Source organism: Bifidobacterium sp. UBA744, from assembly GCA_002298605.1.
Classification (GTDB): domain Bacteria; phylum Actinomycetota; class Actinomycetes; order Actinomycetales; family Bifidobacteriaceae; genus Bifidobacterium.
This window is the reverse complement of record DBKS01000016.1, coordinates 12,714-15,247: the sequence shown is the minus strand read 5'-3', so window position 1 is coordinate 15,247 and position 2,534 is coordinate 12,714. Positions and strand designations below refer to the sequence as shown.

The window sequence follows — 2,534 nt, the reverse complement described above, 5'->3', positions numbered from 1 at the left end:
TCGGTCTGCAGGCCGACGATCACGTTATCGCGAGTTTCCTCACGGGACTTGCCGTCGATGTAGCCAGCCGGGAAAGCGTCGATGTCGGCCGGGGTGTGGGTATCCACGTCATAGACACGCTGCTTGCGCTCCACAGCAAGGAAGTTGTCGTCGAGGTACTTCCACAGGAACTTGGTGTTCTCGGTCGCATCGGCAAGGAAGGACGCGTCACCCTCGTACGGGGTGTAGTTCTTCTGGATAAAGTCGCGAACGTCAATATCCTTCTGCCAATTGCCCTCTTTGAAGCCGTTCCACGCCTTGGCGTCGAGCTCTTCCTGAGTTAGGGCGGTTTCTTCAACTGCTGCCATACTCACTCCTTGGTGGTAATCGAATGCGCATCCGTGCGCCTTCGTCACTACACAAGTGTAGCTGGAACCCTGAAGAAAACCTCGGATTTTGTCGTGAGGTACCTCACATTTACAGGTTTTGTGACAGGGGTCACAAACCCAGCGATTACAAGGTTTTTCCGGCCGCCTCAAACCGATTTCGCAGCGTTCGGGTCATCGGGATCGACGCCATGATAGCGGGCGTCCTGCCGCTCCCAGACGCGGTTGCGTTCGCGAACGATCTCCCACGCCCTCAGGGCCTCCTCACGGGACTTGTACGGTCCCATGCGCTGGCCGATGGGGGAACGCGGACCCAATTCCGGCTCGTTCCTCACGGTGTTGAAATACCACATCTTGGATGTATCCATATCTCATGCTCCCTTCACGATCCCGGGGCCAGGGCCGATACGACGCACGCCCTGCACCCTGCAACCGGATCAGGCTGTTCCCTATTCCCTGAACGCGCTTGTCACCGGCAGACGGCGGTCGCGACCGAAGGCCAAAGCCGTCACCTTGGGACCGAGCGGGTACTGGCGTCGCTTCCACTCGGCGCGGTCCACCAGGCGCATCACCGTGTCGACGGTTTGCTCGTCGAATCCGTCGGCCAGCAGATCGGCACGCCCATGGGCGTGTTCGATATAGGCGGCGAGCACCTGATCGAGCAGTTCGTATTCGGGCAGCGAATCGGAATCCTTCTGGCCGGGACGCAGCTCGGCGCTCGGGGCCTTTTCGATGGAGGCGACGGGGATCATCACGCCCCCGGGCAGCGGCACGCCGGGACGCCCCTCCTCGTTGCCCACGATATGCAGACCGCCAATGCCCATGCCGGCGGCCGCGGCCCTGTTGCGCCAACGGGAAAGCTCCCACACGCGCGTCTTCAGCAGATCTTTGATCGGGGCATAGCCGCCCACGGCGTCGCCGTAGATGGTGGAATAGCCGCACGCCAACTCGCTTTTGTTGCCGGTGGCCACGGCGAGCAGTCCCTTGGAATTGGAATAGGCCATGACGATGACGCCGCGAATGCGGGCCTGGAGGTTCTCGGCCGCCACATCATGCAGGTCGAGCTGCCGCTGAAAGGCGCCGAACAGCGGCTCGATCGGCTGCACATCGTAATGCGCGCCAATGTTGCGGGCCAAATCCGCCGCGTCGTCCTTGGACCCGTCGGAGGAGTACATGGACGGCATGGAGACACCCCACACGTTCTGACCGCCGCACGCATCGGCCGCCATCGCGGCCACCAGAGCCGAGTCGATACCGCCGGACAGGCCGAGCGTGACGCCATGGAAATGGTTCTTGGCCATGTAGTCCTTCAGCCCCAGCACGCAGGCGGTGTAGACCTCCTCGTCCGGGTCCAGGTCGGGGGCGACGGCCGCCGGGCGCATCGTACCGTTCTCCGTCAGGGTGACGACGCTCAGATCCTCCATGAACTGGGGCGAGCGCTCAACCAGCGTGCCGTCGGCGTTCAGCACGAAGGTACCGCCGTCGAACACCAGATCGTCCTGTCCCCCGACCTGATTGACGTAGATGATCGGCGCGCCAACCTCGGCCGCACGGTTGGCGGCGATTTCACGCCGCACGTGGGTTTTGCCCTCTTCATAGGGGGACCCGTTGATGGTGACGAGCACGTCGACGCCCCGGCGCGCCAATTCGGAAACCGGACCGCCGTCCTGCCAGATGTCCTCGCAGATGGCAAAGCCGAGCCGCCTGCCGCCGATCTCAAGCGTGACGGAGCGGTTGCCCGCGGTAAAGATGCGGAATTCGTCGAATACGCCGTAGTTGGGCAGGAAATGCTTGTCATAGCCGGACCACACGACGCCGTCATGCAAAACGACCAGTCGATTGGTCGGGCCGTGCGAGGCCGGATCGGTGCCCACGGTGCCCGCAACCACGTACAGGCCGCCCAGTCCGGTTGAGGAGAGTTCCTGAGCCAATCGGTTCGCCCGGTCCCAGGCGGCTTGTCGGAAGGTTCGGCGCAAAGCCAAATCCTCGATGGGATAGCCGGTGATGGTCATTTCCGGAAACACCACCACGGCTGCGCGCCTTTCCGCGGCGCGACGGCAATAGTCGAGGATTTTGGCGGCGTTTCCCTCAAGATCGCCCACACAGGTATCGATCTGGGCCAAGGCGAAAGTCAGTTCACTCATGCCACTTATCCTAACGCGGGCATAT

General features: G+C 62.4%; 2 protein-coding genes and 1 pseudogene. All 3 read right to left on the bottom strand.

The window, feature by feature from the left end; genetic code table 11:
* Positions 1-347, bottom strand: a pseudogene (locus B2994_RS01630) (formate acetyltransferase); the annotation flags it as partial.
* 167 nt (positions 348-514) lie between these two features.
* The gene (locus B2994_RS01625; protein WP_291526662.1) at positions 515-733 is read right to left on the bottom strand and encodes a hypothetical protein; all 219 of its coding nucleotides are present in this window, start codon (positions 731-733) and stop codon (positions 515-517) included.
* Between the two features lie 81 nt (positions 734-814).
* A complete protein-coding gene (locus B2994_RS01620) occupies positions 815-2,509 on the bottom strand; it encodes an NAD+ synthase (protein ID WP_291526661.1) in 1,695 nt (564 codons plus the stop codon).
* Positions 2,510-2,534 lie beyond the last annotated feature (25 nt).